Origin of the sequence: Streptomyces sp. NPDC001668 (genome assembly GCF_042893155.1) — a bacterium.
Lineage (GTDB): Bacteria > Actinomycetota > Actinomycetes > Streptomycetales > Streptomycetaceae > Streptomyces.
This window is the reverse complement of record NZ_JBIAUQ010000001.1, coordinates 247,019-270,902: the sequence shown is the minus strand read 5'-3', so window position 1 is coordinate 270,902 and position 23,884 is coordinate 247,019. Positions and strand designations below refer to the sequence as shown.

Genomic DNA, 23,884 nt, shown 5'->3' with positions numbered 1-23,884 from the left:
ACCCCCGATGGACCACCGCCTCTCCCCCGAGCTGGAAGAACTCCGCCGTACGGTCGAGGAGTTCGCTCACGACGTCGTAGCACCCAAGATCGGCGAGTACTACGAGCACCACGAGTTCCCGTACGAGATCGTCCGCGAGATGGGCCGCATGGGCCTGTTCGGGCTGCCGTTCCCCGAGGAGTACGGCGGGATGGGCGGCGACTACCTGGCGCTCGGCCTCGTCCTCGAGGAACTCGCGCGCGTGGACTCGTCGGTGGCGATCACCCTGGAGGCCGGCGTCTCGCTGGGCGCGATGCCCCTGCACCTGTTCGGCACCGAGGAGCAGAAGCGGGAGTGGCTGCCCCGGCTGTGCTCGGGCGAGATCCTGGGCGCCTTCGGACTGACCGAGCCGGACGGCGGCAGCGACGCCGGGGCGACCCGTACGACGGCCCGCCTGGACCCGGACACCGACGAGTGGGTCATCAACGGCACCAAGTGCTTCATCACCAACTCCGGCACCGACATCACGGGGTTGGTGACCGTCACCGCGGTCACCGGGCGCAAGCCGGACGGCAAGCCGCTGATCTCCTCGATCATCGTCCCCTCGGGCACCCCGGGCTTCACGGTCGCGGCCCCGTACTCCAAGGTCGGCTGGAACGCCTCCGACACCCGTGAGCTGTCCTTCTCCGACGTCCGGGTCCCGGCGGCGAACCTGCTGGGCGAACAGGGCCGCGGCTACGCCCAGTTCCTGCGCATCCTCGACGAGGGCCGGATCGCCATCGCGGCCCTCGCGACCGGGCTCGCGCAGGGCTGTGTGGACGAGTCGGTGAAGTACGCGAAGGAGCGGGAGGCCTTCGGGCGGCCGATCGGCGCCAACCAGGCGATCCAGTTCAAGATCGCCGACATGGAGATGAAGGCCCACACGGCCCGCCTCGCCTGGCGGGACGCGGCCTCACGCCTGGTCTTGGGCGAGCCCTTCAAGAAGGAGGCGGCCCTCGCCAAGCTGTACTCCTCCACGATCGCCGTGGACAACGCCCGTGACGCCACCCAGATCCACGGCGGCTACGGCTTCATGAACGAGTACCCGGTGGCCCGTATGTGGCGCGACTCCAAGATCCTGGAGATCGGCGAGGGCACGAGCGAGGTCCAGCGGATGCTGATCGCGCGGGAGTTGGGGCTGGCGGGTTAAGCCGCAGCTCACCGGGCACCCACGGCTGGAGCGGGGCGGCACCCCACCCTCTGGACATTCACTGAGGTTAGGCTAACCTACATTCGAACTTGTCCGGCGGGCGCCCCGCCCCGTTCGAAAGCAGCCACACATGTCCAACGCACGAGCCGCCCACCTCACCCGCCGTGGCCTCCTCGCCGCGGGCGGCGCACTCGGCCTCGGCGCCGTGCTCGCGGCCTGCGGTGACGACGACTCCAGCAGCGAGGGCTCTGGCAAGGGGACCACGGCCGCCAAGTCCGGGGCGTGGACCTTCAAGGACGACCGCGGCACGACCGTGAAGCTCGACAAGGTCCCCACGAAGATCGTGGCCTTCGTCGGAGTCGCCGCCGCGCTGTACGACTACGGCATCGAGGTCAAGGGCGTCTTCGGACCCACCAAGACCAAGGACGGCAAGGCCGACGTCCAGGCCGGCGACATGGACGTCAGCAAGCTGACCGTCTTCGGCAACGTCTGGGACCAGTTCAACGTCGAGCAGTACGCGGCCTTCGCGCCCGAGGTCCTCATCAGCACGACCTTCGACAGCGCCGGCACCCTCTGGTACGTCCCCGCGGCCTCCGCGTCCAAGATCGCCAAGCTGGCGCCGAGCGTGGCCGTCTCCGTGTACGACCGTCAGATCACCACGCCGCTCCAGCGGGTGTGGGAGCTGGCCGAGTCCCTCGGCGCCGACATGACGGCGGCGAAGGTCACCGACGCGAAGAAGCGGTTCGAGTCGGCGTCGGAGCGGTTGCGGGCCGCCGCCAAGGCCCACCCCGACATCAAGGTGCTCGCCGGGTCCGCGGCCCAGGACGTCTTCTACGTCTCCGGCTCCAACCTCTCCATCGACCTGGAGTACTTCAAGGCGCTGGGCGTGAACTTCGTGGAGCCCCCGGCGTCGGTGCTCAAGGCCTCCGGCGGCTGGTACGAGTCGCTGAGCTGGGAGAACGTCGACAAGTACAAGGCCGACATCATCATGATGGACGACCGTACGGCGACCATCCAGCCGGCCGACATCACCGAGGCGACCTGGAAGAAGCTGCCCGCGGTGAAGGCGGGTCAGGTCATCTCGCGTTCTCCCGAGCCGATTCTGTCGTACGACAAGTGCGTGGCGATGGTGGAGAACCTGGCGAAGGCCATCGAGACCGCGAAGAAGGTCAGCTGACCGTTCACGTCTTCCTGAACCCCAGGAGCTTTGTATGACTACGGCCGTAGCCGCCCCGTTCCGTTTCTTCTCCCTCCAGGTCGTACGGACGAGGCGGCTGGGGCCGTCCCTGGTCCGGGTCACCTTCGCCGGGGAGGATCTCCGGCACTTCTTCTCCCACGGACACGACCAGTCGCTGTCCCTCTTCCTCCCCGCCGAGGGGCGGACCGAGCCCGGCGTTCCCGTCGAACTCGGGGACGGGTGGTGGCAGGCGTGGCGGGAGCAGCCCGACGACGTGCGGGCCGTCATGCGGTCGTACACGCTGCGAGGTCTGCGGCGCGATCCCGACGAGATCGACATCGACTTCGTGCTGCACGAGCCGGCCGGGCCCGCGTCCGCGTGGGCCTCGCGGGCCCGTGCCGGTGACCGGGTCCAGCTGCTCGGGCCCGCCGTCGCCGACAACCGGGCGATCCGGTTCCGGCCGCCCGCCGACACCGACCTGGTGCTGCTGTGGGGCGACGAGAGCGCCCTGCCCGCCGTCTCCGCGATCCTGGAGGCCCTTCCCGCGGGGCAGCGCGCCCGCGTGTGGCTGGAGGTGCGGGACGCCGGGGACATCCAGGACCTGGCGACCGAGGCGGACGCCGAGATCACCTGGCTCGTCGGGGAGAAAGCACCGGACCTCATCCGCGACGCCCAACTCCCGCCCGCCGAGCGGCCGTACGTCTGGATCGCGGGCGAGTCCGGGTGCGTGAAGGAGCTGCGGCGCCACTTCGTGCGCGAGCGCGGGGTCGACCGGCGCCGGGTCACCTTCGTCGGGTACTGGCGGCAGGGGATGACCGAGGAACAGCTGCGGGCGGCCGAGTAACCCCCGCCGACGTGACGCCGGTCACGGGTGGGGCAGGTTTTCCCTCGCGTTAATTAGGTTAGGCTTACCTAAGTTGAAGCCCGGGTAACCGCCCCGCTCCTGCCCCCGTCCCGCACGGATCGTCCCCACCGGAGGACCCCCACATGCGCTCGCACCTGCTCAATGACACGACCGCGGAGAGCTACCGGCGCTCCGTGACCGAAGGAATCGAGCGGGTGGCGGCCAAACTCGCCACCACCACCAAGCCGTTCACCGGCGTCACCGTCGACGCCCTCACCCCCCGCATCGAGGAGATCGACCTCGACAAGCCCCTGCTGGACACGGCGGCGGTGCTCGACGAGCTGGAGGACGTCTACCTCCGGGACGCGATCTACTTCCACCACCCCCGCTACCTCGCCCACCTCAACTGCCCGGTGGTCATCCCGGCGGTGGTCGGCGAGGCGATCCTCTCCGCCGTCAACTCCTCCCTGGACACCTGGGACCAGTCGGCCGGCGGCACCCTCATCGAGCGCAAGCTGATCGACTGGACGGCCGCGCGCATCGGCCTCGGTCCCGTCGCCGACGGCGTGTTCACGTCCGGTGGCACACAGTCCAACCTCCAGGCGCTGCTGCTGGCGCGCGAGGAGGCCAAGACCGACGACCTGGCCACACTGCGCGTCTTCGCCTCCGAGGTCAGCCACTTCAGCGTCAAGAAGTCGGCCAAACTGCTCGGTCTCGGCCCGGACGCCGTCGTCTCGATCCCCGTCGACCACGACAAGCGGATGCAGACCGTCGCCCTCGCCCGCGAGCTGGAGCGCTGCCGCCGCGAGGGCCTGATCCCGATGGCCGTCGTCGCCACCGCCGGCACCACCGACTTCGGCTCCATCGACCCGCTGCCCGAGATCGCCGAACTGTGCGAGCAGTACGGCACCTGGATGCACGTCGACGCCGCCTACGGCTGCGGACTGCTCGCCTCGGTCAAGTACCGGGACCGCGTCGACGGCATCGAACGCGCCGACTCGGTCACCGTGGACTACCACAAGTCCTTCTTCCAGCCGGTGAGTTCGTCCGCCGTGCTGGTCCGTGACGCCGCGACCCTGCGCCACGCCACCTACCACGCGGAGTACCTCAACCCGCGCCGCATGGTGCAGGAGCGCATCCCCAACCAGGTGGACAAGTCCCTCCAGACCACCCGCCGCTTCGACGCCCTCAAGCTGTGGATGACCCTGCGCGTGATGGGCGCCGACGGCATCGGCCGGCTCTTCGACGAGGTCTGCGACCTGGCCGCCGAGGGCTGGAAACTGCTCGCGGCCGACCCGCGCTTCGACGTGGTCGTCGAACCGAGCCTCTCCACCCTCGTCTTCCGTTACATCCCGGCCTCCGTCACCGACCCTGCCGAGATCGACCGCGCCAACCTGTACGCCCGCAAGGCCCTGTTCGCCTCCGGTGACGCGGTCGTCGCGGGCACCAAGGTGAGCGGCCGCCACTACCTGAAGTTCACCCTGCTCAACCCCGAGACGACGGTCGAAGACATGTCCGTCGTCCTCGATCTCATCGCCGGCCACGCCGAGCAGTACCTGGGAGAGTCCCTTGACCGCGCGTCCTGAAAACCCGTCCAAGACCTACGACTTCGTGGGCATCGGGCTCGGTCCCTTCAACCTCGGCCTGGCCTGCCTCACCGAACCCGTCGACGAACTCGACGGGATCTTCCTGGACTCCAAGCCCGACTTCGAGTGGCACGCCGGGATGTTCCTGGACGGCGCCCACCTCCAGACCCCGTTCATGTCGGACCTGGTCACCCTCGCCGACCCGACCTCGCCGTACTCCTTCCTCAACTACCTGAAGGAGAAGGGCCGGCTGTACTCGTTCTACATCCGCGAGAACTTCTATCCGCTGCGGGTGGAGTACGACGACTACTGCCGCTGGGCCGCGCACAAGCTGAGCAACCTCCGCTTCGGCACGACGGTGACCGAGGTGACGTACGAGGACGGCGTCTACGTCGTGAAGACCGAGGCCGGCGAGGTCTTCCGCGCCCGCCACCTCGTCCTCGGCACCGGCACCTCCCCGCACTACCCGGAGGCCGTGCGCGGCCTCGGCGGCGACTTCTTCCACAACTCCCGCTACGTGCAGCACAAGGCGGAGCTCCAGAAGAAGGAGTCGATCACGATCGTCGGCTCCGGTCAGTCCGCCGCCGAGATCTACTACGACCTGCTCAGCGAGATCGACGTCCACGGCTACCGGCTGAACTGGGTCACCCGCTCCCCGCGCTTCTTCCCCCTCGAATACACCAAGCTCACGCTGGAGATGACCTCCCCGGAGTACGTCGACTACTACCGCGAGCTGCCCGAGGCCACCCGCTACCGGCTCACCGCCGAGCAGAAGGGCCTGTTCAAGGGCATCGACGGCGACCTCATCAACGAGATCTTCGACCTGCTCTACCAGAAGAACCTGGGCGGCCCGGTCCCCACCCGGCTGCTCACCAACTCCTCGCTGAACAGCGCGCGGTACGAGAACGGCACGTACACGCTCGGCTTCCGCCAGGAGGAGCAGGAGAAGGACTTCGAGATCGAGTCGCAGGGCCTGGTCCTCGCGACCGGCTACACGTACGCCGAGCCGGAGTTCCTGAGCCCGGTCAGGGACCGCCTGGTCCACGACTCCCGGGGCAACTTCGACGTGTCCCGCAACTACGCGATCGACGTGACGGGCAGAGGTGTCTTCCTGCAGAACGCCGCAGTCCACACCCACAGCATCACCAGCCCCGACCTGGGCATGGGTGCCTACCGCAACAGCTGCATCATCCGCGAGCTGCTCGGCACCGAGTACTACCCGGTCGAGAAGACGATCGCGTTCCAGGAGTTCTCCGTATGAGCACCACCACCGCGACCACCTTCACCTTCCGCCCCCTCGACCCCCTGAAGGACGCCGAGTTGCTGCACGGGTGGGTCACCCACCCCAAGGCCGCGTTCTGGATGATGCAGGACGCGAAGCTCGAGGATGTCGAGCGCGCCTACATGGACATCGCGGCCGACGAGCACCACCACGCGCTGCTGGGCCTCGACGCGGACGGTGTCCCCGCCTTCCTGATGGAGAAGTACGACCCGGCCCACCGCGAGCTGGTCGGCCTGTACGAGCCGCGGCCGGGGGATGTCGGCATGCACTTCCTCACCCCCGCGACGGACCGGCCCGTCCACGGGTTCACCCGGTCCGTCATCACCGCCGTGATGGCCCACCTCTTCGAGGACCCGGCGGTCCGGCGGGTGGTCGTCGAGCCGGACGTCTCCAACAAGGCCGTCCACGCCCTGAACGAGGCGGTCGGGTTCGTGCCCGAGCGCGAGATACAGAAGCCGGAGAAGAAGGCCCTGTTGAGCTTCTGCACGCGGGAACAGTTCTTGAGGGCGACGGGGGTGGACGCATGAGCCTCGCCGACGCCGTGTCCCATCTCTCCCCCGAGCGCTGGGAGACCGCCAACCGCCTGCTGATCCGCAAGGGCCTCGCCGAGTTCGCCCACGAGCGGCTGATCGAGCCCGAGGAGACCGACAAGGACCAGTACGTCGTCCGCAGCGACGACGGCAAGACCCGCTACGACTTCACGGCCGTGCGCCGTGCCCTGGACCACTGGCAGGTCGACGCCGACTCCATCACCCGCCACCGCGAGGGCACCGAACTCCCGCTCGCCGCACTGGACTTCTTCATCGAGCTGAAGAACACCCTCGGCCTGAGCGACGAGATCCTGCCGGTCTACCTGGAGGAGATCTCCTCCACCCTCTCCGGCACCTGCTACAAGCTCACCAAGCCGCGGATCCCGGTCGCCGAGTTGGTGAAGGCCGACTTCCAGGACATCGAGACCGGCATGACCGAGGGCCACCCCTGCTTCGTCGCCAACAACGGCCGGCTCGGCTTCGGCATCCACGAGTACCTCTCGTACGCCCCCGAGACCGCGAGCCCGGTCCGCCTGGTCTGGCTCGCCGCCCACCGCTCCCGCGCCGCCTTCACTGCCGGGGTCGGCATCGAGTACGAGTCCTTCGTACGGCAGGAGCTGGGCGAGGAGACCGTCGAGCGCTTCCACGGCGTTCTGCGCGACCGGGGACTCGACCCGGCCGACTACCTCCTCATCCCGGTCCACCCCTGGCAGTGGTGGAACAAGCTCACCGTCACCTTCGCCGCCGAGGTCGCCCGCGAGCTCCTCGTCTGCCTCGGCGAGGGCGACGACGAGTACCTGGCCCAGCAGTCCATCCGGACCTTCTTCAACACCTCCCACCCCGAGAAGCACTATGTGAAGACGGCCCTGTCCGTCCTCAACATGGGCTTCATGCGCGGACTCTCGGCCGCGTACATGGAGGCGACCCCGGCCATCAACGACTGGCTCGCCCAGCTCATCGAGGGCGACCCGGTACTGAAGTCCACGGGTCTGACGATCATCCGCGAGCGGGCCGCCGTCGGCTACCGGCACCTGGAGTACGAGGCCGCCACGGACCGCTACTCGCCGTACCGCAAGATGCTGGCCGCGCTGTGGCGCGAGAGCCCCGTCCCGTCCCTCCAGGACGGCGAGTCGCTCGCCACCATGGCCTCCCTGGTCCACGTCGACCACGAGGGCCGGTCCTTCGCGGGCGCGCTCATCGAGCGGTCCGGACTCACCCCGACGGACTGGCTGCGCCGCTACCTGCGCGCCTACTACACCCCGCTCCTGCACAGCTTCTACGCCTACGACCTGGTGTTCATGCCGCACGGCGAGAACGTCATCCTGGTCCTGAGGGACGGCGTGGTCGAGCGGGCGGTCTACAAGGACATCGCCGAGGAGATCGCCGTCATGGACCCGGAGGCGGTGCTGCCGCCGGCGGTCGAACGGCTGCGTGTCGAGGTCCCCGACGACACCAAACTGCTGTCGATCTTCACGGACGTCTTCGACTGCTTCTTCCGCTTCCTGGCCGCGAACCTCGCCGCCGAGGGAGTCCTGGAGGAGGAGGACTTCTGGCGCACGGTCGCCGAGGTCACCCGCGACTACCAGCACTCGGTGCCCGAACTGGCCGACAAGTTCGCCCAGTACGACATCTTCGCCCCGGAGTTCGCCCTGTCCTGCCTCAACCGCCTCCAGCTGCGCAACAACCGGCAGATGGTGGACCTGGCGGACCCGTCGGCCGCGCTCCAGCTGGTCGGCACCCTGAACAACCCCATCGCGGGCCGGTAGGCACGGCCCGACGACCAGGCGGGTCCCGGGAGTACGGTCCTCCCGGGACCCGCCTTGCTCCGCCACACTCTCCCCATGGCGGAAATCCTCCAGAAGGACGGCTCATGGGTCTTCGACGGCGACGCTCTGCGGCTGACGCCCGGGAGAGACAAGAACGTCGGGCTGCTCCGCAAGGAGCTGGGTGAACTCGTCGTGCCGCTGGGCGCGTTGGCGGGCGTCTCCTTCGAACAGGGCAAGAAGACGGGCCGGTTGAGGCTGCGGCTGCGCGACGGCGCCGACCCGCTGCTGCAGGCGACCGGGGGCCGGCTGACCGAGCCGCACGACCCGTACCAGCTGACCGTCGAGTCGGACCGCTACGGCGTCGCCGAGTACTTCGTGGACGAGGTCCGCGGCGCCCTGCGCCTGGACCAGGTCCCGGCCGGCCCCGTGGACGGGTATCTGCTCCCGGGCCCGGCCGTGCCCCTCGCGGTCTCCGCCGGGGACGGCACCGCCGGCTTCGACGGCGCGCACATCCGTCTGGAGTGGAACTGGAAGACGGAGGACGCCAAGGCCTCCGCGGGCCCCCGCGTCCTCGCCCTGGCCGACGTCGTCGCCGTGGAGTGGCAGCCCGCGGTCGGCCTGGAGAACGGCCATCTGCGCTTCACCGTGCGGCACGCGCCGACCAAGGCCCCGCCCAAGTACGACCCCAACGCGGTGGAGCTGTGGGGCTTCAAGAAGGACCCGCTGATGGCGCTGGTCGCGGCGGCGGTCCAGGCCAGGCTTCCGCACCCGGCCCGGGCCGCCGCCGTCGACGTACCCGCGAAGAAGCAGCTACGACCGGAAACGCCTTCCTCTCCGGTCGCCTCCGCCGAGGACGGCCACGACGCCCTCCTGCGCCGGCTGCGCGAGCTCGGTGAGCTGCACCGCACGGGTGTCCTGACGGACGAGGAGTTCACGTGGGCCAAGCAGGCGATCCTCAAGCGGATGTGACGGCCCTGCCAGGGCGGCTACTTCGCCCTGCGCGCCACCGTGAAGTGGTCGATGCGGTCGCCGGTCTCGGCGATGCCCGACACCTTCAGCCTGGCGTAGTGGCCCTTGGAGGCGGGCTCCACGTCCACGCGCAGGAAGGAGTAGTTGAGGTAGCGCACCCGGGACCAGGCGACGGTCTCGTTGACCTTGCCGTCCTTGGTGTTGATGAAGGAGGCGACCGAGTCGACCTCGTTCAGGTGCCCCTCGTAGGAGTCCGGCGCGGTGAACGCGTACAGGCTGCGGCCCGCGGCGCCCGCCGTGACGTAGACGACTCCCTCGGTCTCCGGGTACGCGGTCTCGCCGATCGGGAGCTTCTTGGCGACCTTGTCGCCCTTGATGACGTCGGTGCGCTCGTACTGGTGGTTGTGGCCGTTGATGACCAGGTCCACGGTGTACTTCTCGAACAGCGGCACCCACTCCTGGCGCACGCCCCCCTCCGAGGCGTGCGCGGTGGAGGTGCAGTAGGCGCAGTGGTGGAAGAACACGATGATGAAGTCGATGTCCTTCGCGGCCCGGTACTTCTTCAGCTGCCCCTCGAACCAGGTGGTCTGGGTGCCGCCGGAGATGCCGAGGTTGGCCGGGATCTCGAAGGAGACGTCGTTCGGGTCCAGCGAGATGATCGCGGTGTTGCCGTAGACGAAGGAGTAGACGCCCGGCAGGTGCGCCTTGTCCGGCCCGTTGTCGGGGAGTGTGAAGCGGGCCTCCTCGCCGCCGTAGCCGTTGGGCGAGTACCAGGCCTCCATGTCGTGGTTGCCGTAACTCACCATCCACGGCACGGACTTGGCGACGGACTCGGTCTGGGCGAGGAACTGGTCCCACACCCGCGAGTCGAAGCCGGTGTCGGCCGACTTGCCCTGGCCTGCCGGGTCGGCGTAGGCGATGTCGCCGGCGTGCAGGTGGAAGGCCGGGTTCTGGCCGAGGAGCAGGCTGTCGTTGGCCAGGCCGTGGTAGCTGACGCCCTGGTCGCCGAAGGCCGTGAAGGTGAACGGCTTCTTGTGGGCGGGCGCGGTGGTGAAGGTGCCCAGGGTGCCCGTCAGGTGCGGCTCGGCGGGGTCGAAGCCCTGGTGGCCGACGCCGTAGTAGTAGGTCTGGCCGGGGCGCAGGTGGGTCAGCTTGGCGTGCAGGTAGTACTGGGTGTGGTCGGCGCTCGCGCCGACGCCGGCCGGGGTGTACAGGGTGCGCACCTCGGCCTCGATCTTGCGGGAGAGGTCCCAGGGGCGGGCGCCGATCCGGATGAACGGCTTCTTGACGGCGACCGGCACCTGCCAGGAGACGGTCATCTCGGTGCGCGGGTCGTTGCCGTAGGCGAGGTGGCGGCCGAAGGGGGCGACGAGGGCGCCGTCGACGCTCTCGGCACTGGCGAAGGTCCGGGTGGGTGTCGCGGCCTGGGCGACGGCGCCCGGCACGAACGCGCCACCGGCGACGGCGCCCAGCGTGACGGCTCCGCCCCTGATCATCGTGCGCCGGGAAAATCTGGTGCGCAGGTACTCGTGCTGCTCGGCCATGCTCATGCGCTCGGCGAGCTGCTCCGGTACTCCCATGCGAGGAATGTCCATGGCGTCTGAAACTCGTCTGCCTGGGCGACGGACCGCGGGACGCAGGATGGACAGCGTGCGAACAGGCACTCATGAGAGATTCAATGTTCTCCCAAGGAGTATCAACAGACACGTGCCCGAAATCGGGCAGGATTCTTGCGAAAGGCCGGGAGGTGCTTCAGGATCTACCGGGTGCACGACGACCTGGTTGATCATCTGACGCGGTCCACGCCCCTGAGCCGGGGCGAGGCGCTGCGGGTGATCCAGGACGTGCTCGCCTACTTCGACGAGACGACCGTGGAGTTCGTCCGTCGCCGCCACCGTGAGCTCCAGGCACAGGGCCTGGTGAACACGGAGATCTTCGGACGGATCGAGGCGGACCTGAAATACCGAGCGGTGGCACCGCCCGAGCTCACGCTCAGGCAGCTACGGCGCATCGTCTACGGCTAGGAAGACATACACATGTGCGGAATCGTCGGTTACATCGGGAAGCGTGATGTCGCTCCCCTGCTCCTGGAGGGCCTGCAGCGCCTGGAGTACCGCGGCTACGACTCGGCCGGCATAGTGGTCACCTCGCCGAAGACGGCAGGCCTGAAGATGGTCAAGGCCAAGGGCCGCGTCCGTGACCTGGAGGCCAGGGTCCCGGCCCGCTTCAAGGGCACGACCGGCATCGCCCACACCCGCTGGGCCACCCACGGCGCCCCCTCCGACGTCAACGCGCACCCGCACATGGACGCCGAGTCCAAGGTCGCCGTCGTCCACAACGGCATCATCGACAACGCCTCCGACCTGCGCCGCAAGCTGGAGGCGGACGGCGTCGAGTTCCTCTCCGAGACCGACACCGAGGTCCTGGTCCACCTGATCGCGCGCTCCCAGGCGGAGAAGCTGGAGGACAAGGTCCGCGACACCCTGCGGGTGATCGAGGGCACCTACGGCATCGCCGTGATGCACGCCGACTTCAGCGACCGCATCGTGGTGGCCCGCAACGGCTCCCCGGTCGTCCTCGGCATCGGCGAGAAGGAGATGTTCGTCGCCTCGGACATCGCCGCGCTGGTCGCCCACACGCGGCAGATAGTGACTCTCGACGACGGCGAGATGGCCACCCTCAAGGCCGACGACTTCCGCACCTACACGACGGAGGGCACCCGTACGACGGCCGAGCCCACCACCGTCGAGTGGGAGGCCGCCTCCTACGACATGGGCGGCCACGACACCTACATGCACAAGGAGATCCACGAGCAGGCCGACGCCGTGGACCGCGTGCTGCGCGGCCGCATCGACGACCGCTTCTCCACCGTGCACCTCGGCGGCCTCAACCTGGACGCCCGCGAGGCCCGCCAGATCCGCCGCGTGAAGATCCTCGGCTGCGGCACCTCGTACCACGCGGGCATGATCGGCGCCCAGATGATCGAGGAGCTGGCCCGTATCCCCGCGGACGCCGAGCCGGCCTCGGAGTTCCGCTACCGCAACGCGGTCGTCGACCCCGAGACGCTGTACGTGGCGGTCTCCCAGTCGGGTGAGACGTACGACGTCCTCGCCGCCGTCCAGGAGCTCAAGCGCAAGGGCGCCCGGGTCTTCGGCGTGGTGAACGTGGTCGGTTCGGCGATCGCCCGCGAGGCGGACGCCGGCATCTACGTGCACGCGGGTCCGGAGGTCTGCGTGGTCTCCACGAAGTGCTTCACCAACACCACGGTGGCCTTCGCGCTGCTGGCCCTGCACCTGGGCCGCACCCGGGACCTGTCCGTGCGCGACGGCAAGCGGATCATCGAGGGCCTGCGCAGGCTCCCGGCGCAGATCACCGAGATCCTGGAGCAGGAGGAGGAGATCAAGAAGCTGGCCGAGCAGTACGCCGAGGCCCGCTCGATGCTCTTCGTCGGCCGTGTCCGGGGTTACCCGGTGGCCCGCGAGGCCTCCCTGAAGCTCAAGGAGGTCTCCTACATCCACGCGGAGGCCTACCCCGCCTCCGAGCTCAAGCACGGTCCGCTGGCCCTGATCGAGCCGGCCCTGCCCACGGTGGCGATCGTCCCCGACGACGACCTCCTGGAGAAGAACCGCGCCGCCCTGGAGGAGATCAAGGCCCGCAGCGGCAGGATCCTGGCGGTCGCCCACCAGCACCAGGAGAAGGCCGACGAGACGATCGTGGTCCCGAAGAACGAGGACGAGCTGGACCCCATCCTGATGGGTATCCCGCTCCAACTCCTCGCCTACCACACGGCGTTGGCCCTGGGCCGGGACATCGACAAGCCGAGGAACCTGGCGAAGTCGGTCACCGTCGAGTAGCAGCTGCACGCAGGACGGACCCCCATGTGACGCCACCGCTCACAGGGGGTCCGTACGGGCGCCGGGACCGCCCAATACCCCGGCGCCGGCTGCCACTTGGCCGGTGACCGTCACGCCCCGGCAGGCAGCCAGTCGGTGACCGGTATATGCCCCGCACCAGGGAGCGAACACCTCTACGCGCGGGTAGGTTCACACATCTCGCGCGCGGGGACGGCGAGTTACGGGATGACGATGACGGGCCGCTTCGCCCGCTTGGCGAGCCGCCCCGCGACGGAGCCGAAGAGGCGCCCGACGATGCCGTGCGTGGAGCCGACGACGATCGCGTCCGCCTCGTACTCCCGCCCGACCTCCTCGAGTTCGTGGCAGATGTCCCCGCCGCGCTCGACGAGGATCCAGGGGACCTCGGCCAGGTAGTCCGCGCAGGCGAGTTCGAGGCCGAGCACCTCGGTGCGGTGGTCCGGCACGTCGACGAAGACCGGTGGCTCGCAGCCGGCCCACACGGTGGTGGGCAGCCGGTTGGCGACATGCACGATGATCAGGCCCGAGCCGGAGCGACGGGCCATGCCGATCGCGTACGCGAGGGCGCGCTCGCTGGACGTGGAGCCGTCGAAGCCGACCACGACGCCGTGCTTGAACGCGGGGTCGCAGGAGTGGCGTGGCTCTTCCGCCGCCAGGGGCTCGGCCGCCGTGGGATCGGCGACGGGCCGCTTGCGGTCCGCTGGTTCGAAGAATTCGTGACCGGCCATGGCTGTCTCGGCGTCGTGATCCTTGTGTGGGAGGGACAACAGTGTGCGGCGGAGCTGTGTCCGGGAATCATCTTCCCAACCCCATACCCCCAAGGGTACGGCGGCACGCCTCCTTAGCCCAGAGCCCATCCACGGTGCGTGGGGGTTCCAGGGAGCATGCACGAGGGGGCGCCCGTAACGCAATGGTTGCTGCGTTGTACAGGCGGTTTGCACGGGATTCACGCGCCCGTTCCCGCCGCGCACCCACCGGACGGCCCCGTCGCAGTGACCGACGGGTCGAACGGGCGTTGAGCCCCGTGAGCCACGCCGCCAGGGGGACGTCACAGGGAGCACGCGATGACCGGACACCGACCGCCCTCCGAGGACTCCACCACGGACGTGATCCGCTGGGCGGCCTTCAGCTGCGTCCTCGTCCCCGTGGTCCTCGTCGTGTACGGCACCTCGCTGGCCGGCGCGACGGGCACCGCCCTCGGTCTCGCCGCCGTCACGGCCGTCTGCCGTATCCTCCTGCGCCAGTCGGAGCGCGGCGCGGCCCGCCTGCACGCCGAGGAGCGGGCGCCCCACCGCGGCCGTCACCACAAGAGCGGTACCGGGGCCCATCGAGGCGGTCGTCACACTGGGGGAAGTACACCGGTCGGCTGACCGGTTTCCGTGCACCGCGACGATTCTTTTCAGCCAACTTCCGCCTCGGGCGTGTCCCTTGGCCGAACCACCCCTCAACCCCCGTTCCACCTGCACGGATAGGGTCTCCGGTGCCCTGTGCACCCTACGTGGATTAGCCACCTCCACAAGGCGCACTTCCCTGCACGGCCCACGAGTGCAACGCTTCGTGATCGAATGCTTTACGCCAAGTTGCCAAGTCGACAATGTGCCGGATGACGAACTGGTCACGCCGACACCACGGGACACAGTAGATTCGATCTTGACGTCTTACGGCGGGGGACTCGTGCAGGACCGAGGGGAAACGTGCTGGAGCGACATGCCCGACAAGTTAGGGGCGCCGCGACCACCGAGGGGGGCTTAGCAGTATGAGCCACGACTCCACTGCCGCGCCGGAAGCCGCGGCCCGGAAGCTTTCCGGGCGACGCCGCAAGGAGATCGTCGCGGTGCTGCTGTTCAGCGGCGGCCCCATCTTCGAGAGTTCCATACCGTTGTCGGTGTTCGGGATTGACCGCCAGGACGCCGGCGTGCCGCGCTACCGCTTGCTGGTGTGCGGCGGCGAAGAAGGCCCACTGCGGACCACAGGGGGCCTGGAACTCACCGCGCCGCATGGCCTGGAAGCGATCTCACGCGCGGGCACGGTCGTCGTGCCGGCCTGGCGCTCGATCACCTCACCGCCACCGGAGGAGGCGCTCGACGCGCTGCGCCGGGCGCACGAGGAGGGCGCCCGCATCGTGGGCCTGTGCACCGGCGCGTTCGTGCTGGCCGCAGCCGGCCTGCTGGACGGCCGCCCCGCGACCACCCACTGGATGTACGCGCCGACGCTGGCCAAGCGCTACCCGTCGGTGCACGTGGACCCGCGAGAACTCTTCGTGGACGACGGCGACGTACTGACCTCGGCCGGTACCGCGGCCGGAATCGACCTCTGCCTCCACATCGTGCGGACGGACCACGGCAACGAGGCGGCCGGTGCGCTGGCCCGCCGTCTGGTGGTCCCGCCGCGCCGCTCGGGCGGTCAGGAGCGCTACCTCGACAGGTCTTTACCAGAGGAGATCGGCGCCGACCCGCTCGCCGAGGTCGTCGCCTGGGCGCTGGAGCACCTCCACGAACAGTTCGACGTGGAGACGCTGGCAGCGCGGGCGTACATGAGCCGTCGTACGTTCGACCGCCGGTTCCGCTCGCTCACGGGGTCCGCCCCGCTGCAGTGGCTGATCACCCAGCGGGTGCTGCAGGCGCAGCGGCTCCTGGAGACGTCGGACTACTCGGTGGACGAGGTCGCGGGGCGCTGCGGCTTCCGTTCGCCGGTGGCGCTGCGCGGGCACTTCCGGCGGCAGCTGGGCTCGTCCCCGGCCGCCTACCGGGCCGCGTACCGGGCCCGCCGCCCGCAGGGCGACAAGCCCGTGGACAGCGACGGTCCGGTGGGGGGCCCGACGGGTCCCGCGCCCAGCGCGCCCGTGCCGCTGCACCCGGACAGCGGTCCGGTACCGATCCAGACCCGCCGCACCCCGGCCCCCGTGGGCCCGTCCTCCGACAACGGCCGCGAGCTGTACGTCGGCGGCGGCCGGGCGAGTCTGCCGGGGCAGCGCAGCGGAGCATGACGTCCTGACGCCGGGCGGGCCGTGACGGCCCGCCCGGCGTTCGGCTGCCCGGCACCGACACGGGGCGCCACAAAAGCAGACGTCACCCGTAGGGTGTTCGCATGAACGATCGCATGGTGTGGATCGACTGCGAGATGACCGGCCTCTCGCTGTCCGACGACGCGCTCATCGAGGTTGCCGCCCTCGTCACCGACTCCGAGCTCAACGTGCTCGGCGACGGTGTGGACATCGTCATCCGGCCGCCGGACCAGGCGCTGGAGACGATGCCGGAGGTGGTGCGTCAGATGCACACCGCGTCCGGGCTGCTCGAGGAGCTGTCCGGCGGCACCACCCTCGCCGACGCCGAGGAGCAGGTCCTCGCCTACGTCCGCGAGCACGTGAAGGAACCCGGCAAGGCCCCGCTGTGCGGCAACTCCGTCGGCACCGACCGCGGTTTCCTGCTGAGGGACATGCCCACCCTGGAGAACTACCTCCACTACCGGATCGTGGACGTCAGCTCCGTCAAGGAGCTCGCCCGGCGCTGGTACCCGCGGGCCTACTTCAACAGCCCGGACAAGAACGGCAACCACCGCGCCCTCGCCGACATCCGCGAGTCCATCGCGGAGCTGCGCTACTACCGCGAGGCGATCTTCGTCCCACAGCCCGGACCCGACTCCGACACCGCGAAGACGATCGCCGCGAAGCACGTGCTGCCTGCGCAGTAAAGCCGGGCGCGAGCACCCCTTCGGACCCTGTACACTTTTTCTCGGCCGGTCGGGGAAACCAAGACAGCCGAACATGGTGGGTGTAGCTCAGCTGGTAGAGCACCTGGTTGTGGTCCAGGATGCCGCGGGTTCGAGTCCCGTCACTCACCCTCATCACCTCAGCCGGTGATCCTGGAGACAGGATCACCGGCTGAGGTCGTTTCAGGAGCCGGACGGCTTCAGGAAGGTCCCCGCCGCCTTGCGGAAGGCCGCGACCAGCCGGCTCCGCTCCTCGGCGCGGGTCGCGAGGACCACATGGGCCGGCTCGACGCCGTGCAGCGGGACCGCGGTGACATCGGGCCGGAGCGTGCCGGCCCTGGGCATGGCCGTGATGGACAGGGCCTGTCCGGAGGCGACGAGTTCGAACTTGTCCTCCAGCGCGTCGGCCAGGGGCCCGTCGGGCGCCGGGCGGCCGTCCGGCCGCGGGTCGATGCGCCAGTACGCGTTCCAGACCGGGTCGGCCACCCGGACCAGCGGCTCGTCGGCGATGTCGTCGAGGGTCACGGACTCCTTGCCCGCGAGACGGTGGCCGACCGGGAGCACCAGCACCCGGGGCTCCTCGTACAGCACCGTCACCTGCGCCCCGTCCGTCGGGAAGGGCAGCCGGGTCACCAGGACGTCGACCTTCAGCTCGGGCAGGGCCGTCGTCCGCTCGGTCCAGTCGACGTGCGCGGTCCTCACGTCGGCGTCCGGGAAGCGCTCGCGCAGGGCGCGCACCGCCGGGGTGACGATGATCCCGGCCGTGTACCCGACGGTGATCCGGCTCGGCTGGGCGGCCGCCCGGGCCAGGCTCGCGGCCTGGGCCGCGGAACGCAGCAGCGCCTTCGCCCGGGGCAGGAAGACCTCCCCCGCCTCGGTGAGCCGGCTCCCCTGCGGGGTCCGCTCCAGCAGCCGCGCGCCCAGCTGCTGCTCAAGGCGCCGGATCTGCCGGCTCAGCGAGGGCTGGGTGATGTGCAGCGCGTCGGCGGCCCGTCCGAAGTGCCGGTGCTCGGCGACGGCCGTGAAGTACCGGACCAGCCGGAGGTCGAGGTCGCTCATGCCTGAAGCGTACGCCGACGTCGTCGGCGGTTTCCGGTCGATAACGCTACTCACCTGCGGTGATGCCTGATCCGTATTGCCCCATGCGAAACAGGCTTTGGACTCAGACGGCCCCGCCTTCGCACGCTGAAGGGGAATTCACTCGTCACAGCGAAGGACCACCATGCGTGTATTCGTCACCGGTGCGACCGGCTTCGTCGGTTCCGCCGTCACCCGTGAACTTCTCGACGCCGGGCACGAGGTCCTGGGCCTGGCCCGTTCCGACCGGTCCGCGCAGGCGCTGAAGGCCGCCGGAGCGGAGGTGCACCGCGGCGACCTGACCGACCTCGACAGTCTGCAACGGGGTGCCGAGGCGGCCGACGGCATCGCCCACCTGGCCTTCATCCACGACTTCACCAACCTGGGCGCCTCGGGCGAGGCCGATCTCAGGGCGATCGAGGCCATCGGCGGGGTGCTGGAAGGCACCGGCAAGCCCTTCGTCGTCACCTCGGGGCTGCTGACCGCGCCCGGGCGCGTCGGCACCGAGGAGGACCCGGCCGACCCGGACTCCCCCGCCAAGCACCGGCACGCCTCGGAGGTCGCGACGCTCGCGCTCGCCGAGCGCGGGGTGCGGTCGTCGGTACTTCGGCTTCCGCCGAGCGTGCACGGCGAGGGCGACTACGGATTCGTGCCCATGTTCATCGACTTCGCGCGCGAGAAGGGCGTCTCGGCCATGGTGGGCGACGGCTCCAACCGCTGGGCGGCCGTCCACCGCTTCGACGCGGCCCGGCTGTTCCGGCTGGCGCTGGAGGAGGCGCCGGCGGGCGTACGGCTGCACGCGATCGGGGACGAGGGGATCCCGTTCCGTGAGATCGCCGGGACGATCGGGCGGGGTCTCGATGTGCCGGTGATGAGCGTGGCCCCCGAGGAGGCGACGGACCACTTCGGCTGGCTCGGCCGTTTCGCCGCCATCGACATGCGGGCCTCAGCCGCCCTCACCCGGAAGCTGCTCGGCTGGGCCCCGGAACACCCGGGGCTGCTCCCTGACCTGGAAGCGGGCCACTACTTCAAGAAGGCCTGAGCGCTACGCCGCCGCCCGCCGTTCCTCCGACTCCCGTACTCCGCAGCACCGGTCGGAGATCCTTGCGTTCAACCTCTTGACGCACCAGGTCAGGACGACGCCCGCTCCACCAGTTCCGTCGCCAGCACCACCTGGCGGCGTTCCAGGCCGCGGGAGACCGCCGGGCGGCGGTCGGCGATCTCGGAGAGGAGGAGGTCGATCATGTGGCGGCCCATCTCCTCGATGGGCTGGCGGACACTGGTGAGGGGCGGGTCCATGTGCCGGGCTATGGCCGAGTCGTCGTAGCCGATCAGGGCCACGTCCGAGGGGATGGCCAGGCCCTCCTCGCGCAGCACCTGGCGGGCGCCGGCCGCCATGACGTCCGAGCCGGCGAAGACCGCGTCCAGGTCGGGGCGGCGGGCCAGCAGTTTCGTCATCGCCCGGCGGCCGCCCTCCTCCGTGAAGTCACCGGCCTCGATCAGCCGCTCGTCCACCTCGTGGCCCGCGTCGAGCAGGGCGTCCCGGTAGCCGTCGACGCGCCGCTGGGCGCCGTACACGTCGAGGCGGCCGGTGATGTGGCCGATCGTGCGGCGGCCGCGGGCCAGCAGGTGCTCCACCGCCGAGCGGCCGCCGCCGTAGTTGTCGGAGTCCACCGACGGGAGCGTCTCCCCCGCCGAGCGCGGGCCGCTGATCACCGCCGGGATCTCCAGCTGGGCCAGCAGGTCGGGGAGCGGGTCGTCGGCGTGGACGGAGACCAGCAGTACGCCGTCGACCCGGTGCGCGGCGAGGTACTGGGCGAGGCGGCGGCGTTCGCGGTCGCTACCCGCGAAGATCAGCAGGAGCTGCATCTCGGTCTCCGAGATCTCCGCGCCTACGCCCTTGAGCATGTCCGAGAAGTACGGCTCGGCGAAGAACCGCGTCTCCGGCTCGGGCACGACGAGCGCGATCGCGTCCGTGCGGTTGGCCGCCAGAGCGCGCGCGGCCGTGTTCGGGACGTACCCGAGTTCCGCCACCGCCGCCTCGACGGCCGCGCGGGTGGCGTCGCTGACCCGGGGCGAACCGTTGATCACCCGGGACACAGTGCCCCGGCCGACACCGGCACGCGCGGCGACCTCCTCCAGGGTGGGCCGGCCACCGCTCCGGCTCCGCGCTCCGTGGCTTGCCATTGGGCTCCGCCTTCCCGCCGTTGTCTTGACGCTGGCCTGGAATTTAACAGTCCCGCCTGTTCCGGTGACTGTCGCGGGGGCTGCCGTCCCGCACCCCCACAGCTCCGCGGCGCGAGCGCCCGGTGGACCGGGGGCGTCCAGTTAACGGCCTGATAACTGAACGCATCTCCCCTCGCCGACTCCCTTGACACCCCCGCTCCAACCCGCGAACCTTCAACACATCACCGATGGGAGCGCTCCCACGGTACCTGACACATAAATATCCCGCACGTTCCCCGCCCGAGCCGCAGCAGTCAAGTAACGGGCCCAACAACGCAGTTGGCCGGGGGGTCGGCACGTCAGGGCAACAGGAGGACGCAATGCGAGCACGTACCCGAACCGCCCGCAGCAGGGTGGTTGTCCTCGCGGCCGTCGCGTCGCTGGGCGCCGGGCTGCTGGCCGGCTGTGCCGACGACGGCGGCGACGACAGCGACGGTTCGTCGTCGGACGGCGGCGGCAAGACCACGATCACCCTCGGCCTCTTCGGCACCCAGGGCTTCAAGGAAGCCGGTCTCTACAAGGAGTACGAGAAGCTCAACCCGAACATCAAGATCCAGGAGAACGTGGTCGAGCGGAACGAGAACTACTACCCGGCTCTCGTCAACCACCTCACCACCAACAGCGGACTCCTGGACGTGCAGGCCATCGAGGTCGGCAACATCGCCGAGGTCGTCTCCACCAACGCGGACAAGCTGGTGGACATGTCCAAGGTCGCCGGGGTGGACAAGACCAAGTGGGTGGACTGGAAGTGGCAGCAGGCCACCACCAAGGACGGCCAGACCATCGGCCTCGGCACCGACATCGGCCCGATGGCGATCTGCTACCGCAAGGACCTCTTCCAGCAGGCCGGTCTGCCCACCGACCGCGAAGAGGTCGGCAAGCTGTGGGCGGGCGACTGGAACAAGCTCGTCGACGCCGGCGCGACCTACAAGAAGAAGGCTCCCGCGGGCACCACCTTCATGGACTCGCCCGGCGGTCTGCTCAACGCGATCGTCAGCAGTGAGAAGGACAAGTACTACGACGCCTCCGGCGAGGTCATCTACAAGTCGAACCCGGCCATCAAGAACGCCTTCGACCTGACCGCGAAGGCCGCCAAGGACGGGCTGGTCGGAGCGCAGACGCAGTTCCAGCCGGCCTGGGACACGACGATCGCCAAGAGCAAGTTCGCCGCGATCGCCTGCCCGCCGTGGATGCTCGGCTACCTCAAGGGCAAGTCGGCCCCCGAGTCCGCCGGCAAGTGGGACGTGGCCGCCGCACCCAAGTCCGGCAACTGGGGCGGTACCTTCCTTTCCGTGCCCAAGAGCGGCAAGCACGTCAAGGAGGCGGAGAAGCTGATCACCTGGCTGACCGCTCCGGAGCAGCAGGCCAAGCTGTTCAGCGTGCAGGGCAGCTTCCCGAGCTCGTCCGCCGCCTACGACCTGCCCCTGGTCACCGACGCGAAGAACACGATGACCGGTGACGCGCCCATCGGCAAGATCTTCGCCGAGGCCGCCAAGGCCATCCCGACGCAGGTGATCGGCCCGAAGGACCAGATCATCCAGCAGGGTCTGACCGACAACGGCGTCATCCTCGTCACGAAGGGCAAGTCGGCCAAGGAAGCCTGGGAGACGGCCACCAAGACCATCGACAACAACCTGGAGAAGTGACCGGTATGGCCACCCGGCACGACACCGCCGCGCTCCCCCTCAAGGAGGGGGGCGCGGCCCCGGGCCGCCCGCCCGCAGACGCCGTACCCGACGACAAGGACCAGCGGCGCCGGGCCCGGCTGTCCCGCCGCTGGCAGCGGGACATGCGCTGGAGCCCGTACGCGTTCGTCTCGCCGTTCTTCCTGCTGTTCCTCGCCTTCGGCCTGTTCCCGCTGATCTACACGGGCTGGGCCTCGCTGCACACGGTGGAACTGACCGACCCGACCGACATGCAGTGGGCGGGCCTGCGCAACTACACCCGGATCTTCGACGACGACTTCTTCTGGAACGCGGCGAAGAACACCCTGACCATCGGCATCATCTCCACCGTCCCGCAGTTGGCGATGGCGATGGGCCTGGCGCACATCCTCAACTACAAGCTGCGCGCGTCGACCTTCTACCGGGTCGTGATGCTCGCGCCGTACGCGACGTCGATCGCCGCCGCCTCGCTGGTGTTCGTGCTGCTCTTCGGGCGCGACTACGGCATGATCAACTGGGGCCTGCACTTCTTCGGTGTCGACGCCATCGACTGGCAGAACGACAAGTGGCCCTCGCAGATCGCCGTTTCGTCGATCGTCATCTGGCGCTGGACCGGCTACAACGCGCTGATCTACCTGGCGGCGATGCAGGCGATCCCACAGGACCTGTACGAGTCGGCGGCTCTGGACGGAGCCAGCCGCTGGAAGCAGTTCCTCCACGTCACCCTGCCCTCGCTGCGGCCGACGATCCTGTTCACCGTCGTCGTCTCGACGATCGGGGCGAGCCAGGTGTTCGGCGAGCCGCTGCTGTTCGACGCCAACAAGGGCGCGTCCGGCGGCGCCGAGCACCAGTTCCAGACGCTCGGGCTGTATCTGTACGAGCAGGGCTGGGTGAACATGCACCTGGGCCGCGCCTCCGCGATCGCCTGGACGATGTTCCTGATCCTCATCGTGATCGGGATCGTCAACTACGTCATCTCGCGCCGGCTGCGCGCCAGTAGTTAAGGAGACCGGCCGTGACGACGACCCTGACGAAACCCGCGGCGGACGCGGATCCCCAGCCCCCGAAGCGCGTACGCCGGCCCAAGTCGGCGCGGGCGGGCGGGCAGATGCACGCGGGGCCCATCGCCTACGTCATCCTCGCCCTGTTCACCATCGGCTCGCTGTTGCCGCTGGTGTGGACGGCGATCGCCGCCTCGCGCGACAACCAGCGGCTGGCGCAGACCCCGCCGCCGTTCTGGTTCGGCGGCAACCTCTTCCACAATCTCGACATCGCCTGGAACGACGCCAACCTGGGCAAGGCGTTCATCAACACCACGTTCGTGGCCGGTGTGTCGGCGCTGACCATCGTCTTCCTGTCCACGATCGCCGGGTTCGCCTTCGCCAAGCTGCGCTTCAAGGGCCGCGGCGCGATGATGCTGATCGTCATCGGCACGATGATGGTGCCGCCGCAGTTGAGCGTCATCCCGCTGTACATGATGGTCGCCAAGCTCGACTGGACGGACCAGCTCCAGGCGGTGATCCTCCCGTCCCTGGTGAGCGCGTTCGGGGTGTTCTTCATGCGCCAGTACCTGATCCAGGCGCTGCCGGACGAGATCATCGAGGCGGCCCGGGTGGACGGTGCCAGCAGCTGGCGGGTGGTGTGGCACGTCGTGTTCCCCGCCGCCCGGCCCGCGATGGCCGTCCTGGGCATGCTGATGTTCGTGCAGACGTGGAACGACTTCCTGTGGCCGTTCCTGGTGCTGACCCAGAACGGCAACCCGACCGTGCAGGTCGCGGTGGCGCAGCTCGGCCGCGGTTACACGCCGGACCAGTCCCTGATCATGGCGGGCGCGCTGCTCGGCACGCTGCCGCTCCTGCTGGTCTTCGCGATCTTCGGCAAGCAGATCGTGGGCGGCATCATGCAGGGCGCCGTGAAGGGCTGAGCCCCTGCTTTCCGAGGGTCGGGTCAGCGCCGCCCCGGCCCCCTCTCCTCCTCCCCCCTCTATCAGTCGGTCTGTTCCCCGACCTCCAATG

At 69.3% G+C, this 23,884-nt stretch carries 21 protein-coding genes and 1 tRNA gene; 18 read left to right on the top strand and 4 right to left on the bottom strand.

The annotated features are described in order from the left end of the window. Positions 1–7: 7 nt before the first annotated feature. The 8 genes from ACFYZ8_RS01295 to ACFYZ8_RS01260 all read left to right on the top strand — a co-directional run bounded on the left by ACFYZ8_RS01295 (position 8) and on the right by ACFYZ8_RS01260 (position 9,322). Positions 8–1,168, top strand: a complete 1,161-nt coding sequence (locus tag ACFYZ8_RS01295) for an acyl-CoA dehydrogenase family protein (protein WP_359030382.1) — start codon at positions 8–10, stop codon at positions 1,166–1,168. Positions 1,169–1,298: 130 nt separating this feature from the next. Further along, entirely contained in the window at positions 1,299–2,345 is a 1,047-nt protein-coding gene (locus ACFYZ8_RS01290) for an ABC transporter substrate-binding protein (RefSeq protein WP_388536470.1), read from the top strand. A 34-nt stretch (positions 2,346–2,379) separates the two neighbouring features. Further along, complete coding sequence (locus tag ACFYZ8_RS01285) at positions 2,380–3,189, top strand: siderophore-interacting protein (protein WP_388536468.1); 810 nt, start codon at positions 2,380–2,382, stop codon at positions 3,187–3,189. 143 nt (positions 3,190–3,332) lie between these two features. After that, positions 3,333–4,775, top strand: coding sequence for a lysine decarboxylase DesA (gene desA / locus ACFYZ8_RS01280; protein ID WP_388536467.1), 1,443 nt, complete (start codon positions 3,333–3,335; stop codon positions 4,773–4,775). Continuing rightward, positions 4,759–6,036 carry a lysine N(6)-hydroxylase/L-ornithine N(5)-oxygenase family protein gene (locus ACFYZ8_RS01275; RefSeq protein ID WP_388536465.1) on the top strand — a complete coding sequence of 426 codons (1,278 nt, stop codon included), beginning with the start codon at positions 4,759–4,761 and terminating at the stop codon, positions 6,034–6,036. The genes desA and ACFYZ8_RS01275 overlap by 17 nt, the downstream gene beginning before the upstream one ends. Beyond that, entirely contained in the window at positions 6,033–6,584 is a 552-nt protein-coding gene (locus tag ACFYZ8_RS01270; protein ID WP_388536463.1) for a GNAT family N-acetyltransferase, read from the top strand. The genes ACFYZ8_RS01275 and ACFYZ8_RS01270 overlap by 4 nt, the downstream gene beginning before the upstream one ends. Continuing rightward, positions 6,581–8,353, top strand: a complete 1,773-nt coding sequence (locus ACFYZ8_RS01265) for an IucA/IucC family protein (protein WP_388536461.1) — start codon at positions 6,581–6,583, stop codon at positions 8,351–8,353. The genes ACFYZ8_RS01270 and ACFYZ8_RS01265 overlap by 4 nt, the downstream gene beginning before the upstream one ends. Positions 8,354–8,428: 75 nt before the next feature. Then, positions 8,429–9,322, top strand: a complete 894-nt coding sequence (locus ACFYZ8_RS01260) for a DUF4429 domain-containing protein (protein ID WP_388536459.1) — start codon at positions 8,429–8,431, stop codon at positions 9,320–9,322. Positions 9,323–9,339: 17 nt separating this feature from the next. Here ACFYZ8_RS01260 and ACFYZ8_RS01255 read toward each other — a convergent pair whose 3' ends face one another. Further along, a complete protein-coding gene (locus ACFYZ8_RS01255) occupies positions 9,340–10,902 on the bottom strand; it encodes a fibronectin type III domain-containing protein (RefSeq protein WP_388536457.1) in 1,563 nt (520 codons plus the stop codon). 186 nt (positions 10,903–11,088) lie between these two features. Here ACFYZ8_RS01255 and ACFYZ8_RS01250 point away from each other — a divergent pair, with 186 nt between their 5' ends. Together ACFYZ8_RS01250 and glmS are read left to right on the top strand one after the other, a co-directional pair. After that, complete coding sequence (locus ACFYZ8_RS01250; protein WP_057609677.1) at positions 11,089–11,346, top strand: hypothetical protein; 258 nt, start codon at positions 11,089–11,091, stop codon at positions 11,344–11,346. Positions 11,347–11,358: 12 nt separating this feature from the next. Beyond that, positions 11,359–13,176: a glutamine--fructose-6-phosphate transaminase (isomerizing) gene (glmS, locus tag ACFYZ8_RS01245; protein ID WP_359030392.1), complete on the top strand. Its 1,818-nt coding sequence runs from the start codon at positions 11,359–11,361 to the stop codon at positions 13,174–13,176. A 218-nt stretch (positions 13,177–13,394) separates the two neighbouring features. On the opposite strand, the gene ACFYZ8_RS01240 is transcribed toward glmS, so the two are convergent. Next, the gene (locus ACFYZ8_RS01240; RefSeq protein WP_359030393.1) at positions 13,395–13,922 is read right to left on the bottom strand and encodes a universal stress protein; all 528 of its coding nucleotides are present in this window, start codon (positions 13,920–13,922) and stop codon (positions 13,395–13,397) included. 336 nt (positions 13,923–14,258) lie between these two features. Between ACFYZ8_RS01240 and ACFYZ8_RS01235 the strand changes: the two genes are divergently transcribed. From ACFYZ8_RS01235 to ACFYZ8_RS01220, 4 genes are all read left to right on the top strand, one after another. Then, positions 14,259–14,564: a hypothetical protein gene (locus ACFYZ8_RS01235; RefSeq protein ID WP_359030394.1), complete on the top strand. Its 306-nt coding sequence runs from the start codon at positions 14,259–14,261 to the stop codon at positions 14,562–14,564. A 386-nt stretch (positions 14,565–14,950) separates the two neighbouring features. Next, entirely contained in the window at positions 14,951–16,180 is a 1,230-nt protein-coding gene (locus tag ACFYZ8_RS01230) for a helix-turn-helix domain-containing protein (RefSeq protein WP_359030395.1), read from the top strand. A 101-nt stretch (positions 16,181–16,281) separates the two neighbouring features. Continuing rightward, a complete protein-coding gene (gene orn, locus ACFYZ8_RS01225) occupies positions 16,282–16,884 on the top strand; it encodes an oligoribonuclease (protein ID WP_359030396.1) in 603 nt (200 codons plus the stop codon). Positions 16,885–16,960: 76 nt separating this feature from the next. Beyond that, positions 16,961–17,033: transfer RNA gene (locus ACFYZ8_RS01220), tRNA-His, on the top strand. A 52-nt stretch (positions 17,034–17,085) separates the two neighbouring features. Here the strand turns inward: ACFYZ8_RS01220 and ACFYZ8_RS01215 are convergent. After that, on the bottom strand, positions 17,086–17,961 hold the full coding sequence (locus tag ACFYZ8_RS01215; protein ID WP_388536454.1) for a LysR family transcriptional regulator: 876 nt from the start codon (positions 17,959–17,961) through the stop codon (positions 17,086–17,088). A 163-nt stretch (positions 17,962–18,124) separates the two neighbouring features. On the opposite strand from ACFYZ8_RS01215, the gene ACFYZ8_RS01210 reads away from it, so the two are divergent. Then, positions 18,125–19,021, top strand: coding sequence for an SDR family oxidoreductase (locus ACFYZ8_RS01210; protein WP_388536453.1), 897 nt, complete (start codon positions 18,125–18,127; stop codon positions 19,019–19,021). A gap of 89 nt (positions 19,022–19,110) precedes the next feature. Here ACFYZ8_RS01210 and ACFYZ8_RS01205 read toward each other — a convergent pair whose 3' ends face one another. Beyond that, positions 19,111–20,166 (bottom strand): LacI family DNA-binding transcriptional regulator, encoded by a 1,056-nt coding sequence (locus ACFYZ8_RS01205; protein WP_359030399.1) that lies wholly within the window; start codon positions 20,164–20,166, stop codon positions 19,111–19,113. Between the two features lie 359 nt (positions 20,167–20,525). Between ACFYZ8_RS01205 and ACFYZ8_RS01200 the strand changes: the two genes are divergently transcribed. The 3 genes from ACFYZ8_RS01200 to ACFYZ8_RS01190 are packed head-to-tail and all read left to right on the top strand — an operon-like array spanning position 20,526 to position 23,793. Then, on the top strand, positions 20,526–21,851 hold the full coding sequence (locus ACFYZ8_RS01200; RefSeq protein ID WP_388536450.1) for an ABC transporter substrate-binding protein: 1,326 nt from the start codon (positions 20,526–20,528) through the stop codon (positions 21,849–21,851). Positions 21,852–21,856: 5 nt separating this feature from the next. Beyond that, a complete protein-coding gene (locus ACFYZ8_RS01195) occupies positions 21,857–22,873 on the top strand; it encodes a carbohydrate ABC transporter permease (RefSeq protein ID WP_388536852.1) in 1,017 nt (338 codons plus the stop codon). An 11-nt stretch (positions 22,874–22,884) separates the two neighbouring features. After that, complete coding sequence (locus tag ACFYZ8_RS01190; RefSeq protein WP_351988240.1) at positions 22,885–23,793, top strand: carbohydrate ABC transporter permease; 909 nt, start codon at positions 22,885–22,887, stop codon at positions 23,791–23,793. Positions 23,794–23,884 lie beyond the last annotated feature (91 nt).

What these genes read in the sequence shown, in the direction of transcription:
- ACFYZ8_RS01205 (WP_359030399.1), bottom strand. Translation starts at nt 20,166, where the DNA reads ATGGCAAGCCACGGAGCGCGGAGCCGGAGCGGTGGCCGGCCCACCCTG.
- ACFYZ8_RS01235 (WP_359030394.1), top strand. Translation starts at nt 14,259, where the DNA reads ATGACCGGACACCGACCGCCCTCCGAGGACTCCACCACGGACGTGATC.
- ACFYZ8_RS01260 (WP_388536459.1), top strand. Translation starts at nt 8,429, where the DNA reads ATGGCGGAAATCCTCCAGAAGGACGGCTCATGGGTCTTCGACGGCGAC.
- ACFYZ8_RS01255 (WP_388536457.1), bottom strand. Translation starts at nt 10,902, where the DNA reads ATGGGAGTACCGGAGCAGCTCGCCGAGCGCATGAGCATGGCCGAGCAG.
- ACFYZ8_RS01290 (WP_388536470.1), top strand. Translation starts at nt 1,299, where the DNA reads ATGTCCAACGCACGAGCCGCCCACCTCACCCGCCGTGGCCTCCTCGCC.
- ACFYZ8_RS01265 (WP_388536461.1), top strand. Translation starts at nt 6,581, where the DNA reads ATGAGCCTCGCCGACGCCGTGTCCCATCTCTCCCCCGAGCGCTGGGAG.
- desA (WP_388536467.1), top strand. Translation starts at nt 3,333, where the DNA reads ATGCGCTCGCACCTGCTCAATGACACGACCGCGGAGAGCTACCGGCGC.
- glmS (WP_359030392.1), top strand. Translation starts at nt 11,359, where the DNA reads ATGTGCGGAATCGTCGGTTACATCGGGAAGCGTGATGTCGCTCCCCTG.
- ACFYZ8_RS01270 (WP_388536463.1), top strand. Translation starts at nt 6,033, where the DNA reads ATGAGCACCACCACCGCGACCACCTTCACCTTCCGCCCCCTCGACCCC.
- orn (WP_359030396.1), top strand. Translation starts at nt 16,282, where the DNA reads ATGAACGATCGCATGGTGTGGATCGACTGCGAGATGACCGGCCTCTCG.
- ACFYZ8_RS01210 (WP_388536453.1), top strand. Translation starts at nt 18,125, where the DNA reads ATGCGTGTATTCGTCACCGGTGCGACCGGCTTCGTCGGTTCCGCCGTC.
- ACFYZ8_RS01230 (WP_359030395.1), top strand. Translation starts at nt 14,951, where the DNA reads ATGAGCCACGACTCCACTGCCGCGCCGGAAGCCGCGGCCCGGAAGCTT.
- ACFYZ8_RS01200 (WP_388536450.1), top strand. Translation starts at nt 20,526, where the DNA reads ATGCGAGCACGTACCCGAACCGCCCGCAGCAGGGTGGTTGTCCTCGCG.
- ACFYZ8_RS01215 (WP_388536454.1), bottom strand. Translation starts at nt 17,961, where the DNA reads ATGAGCGACCTCGACCTCCGGCTGGTCCGGTACTTCACGGCCGTCGCC.
- ACFYZ8_RS01295 (WP_359030382.1), top strand. Translation starts at nt 8, where the DNA reads ATGGACCACCGCCTCTCCCCCGAGCTGGAAGAACTCCGCCGTACGGTC.
- ACFYZ8_RS01195 (WP_388536852.1), top strand. Translation starts at nt 21,857, where the DNA reads ATGGCCACCCGGCACGACACCGCCGCGCTCCCCCTCAAGGAGGGGGGC.
- ACFYZ8_RS01240 (WP_359030393.1), bottom strand. Translation starts at nt 13,922, where the DNA reads ATGGCCGGTCACGAATTCTTCGAACCAGCGGACCGCAAGCGGCCCGTC.
- ACFYZ8_RS01285 (WP_388536468.1), top strand. Translation starts at nt 2,380, where the DNA reads ATGACTACGGCCGTAGCCGCCCCGTTCCGTTTCTTCTCCCTCCAGGTC.